This is a genomic window from Pseudomonas sp. TWI923 (assembly GCF_039673365.1).
Lineage (GTDB): Bacteria > Pseudomonadota > Gammaproteobacteria > Pseudomonadales > Pseudomonadaceae > Aquipseudomonas > Aquipseudomonas sichuanensis.
In genome coordinates, this window is the sequence record NZ_JBDJLM010000181.1 from 1 (window position 1) to 556 (window position 556).

Annotated in this window: 1 protein-coding gene; it reads right to left on the reverse strand. The window is 64.7% G+C overall.

The features are described 5' to 3' along the window. Positions 1 to 556: amidohydrolase family protein (locus ABE459_RS26015; RefSeq protein ID WP_346648178.1), on the reverse strand; the 556-nt coding region annotated here is incomplete at both ends.

Sequence of the window (556 nt, forward strand, 5' to 3'; positions counted from 1 at the left end):
CTGTGGCGGGCCCAGCTTGTCGAACTCGGCAGCGCCGTACACCACCTTGCCATCGACCACCGTCAGCACCGACTCGATGCCCTTGATGGCCTCTTCATCGACGCTGAAGAAATCCAGCGACAACGCCGCCAGGTCCGCCAGCTGGCCCACCTTGATCTGGCCTTTCTTGCCCTGCTCGCTGGAGAACCAGGCGCTGCCTTGGGTGAAAAGCTGCAGTGCGGTGTCGCGGTCCAGGCCTTGTGGGTACAGCTCCATGCCACCAACGGTCTTGCCGCTAACCAGCCAGTACAGCGAAGTCCAGGGGTTGTAGCTGGACACGCGGGTGGCGTCGGTACCGGCACCCACCGGCACGCCCATGTCGAGCATGCGCTGGATCGGTGGGGTCTGCTCTGCCGCCTTGGCGCCGTAGCGGTCGACGAAATACTCGCCCTGGAAGGCCATGCGGTCCTGGATGGCGATGCCGCCGCCCAGCGCCCGCACACGTTCGATGTTCTCTGGGGTGATGGTCTCGGCGTGATCGAAGAACCACGGCAGGCCATTGAACGGGATGTCGCGG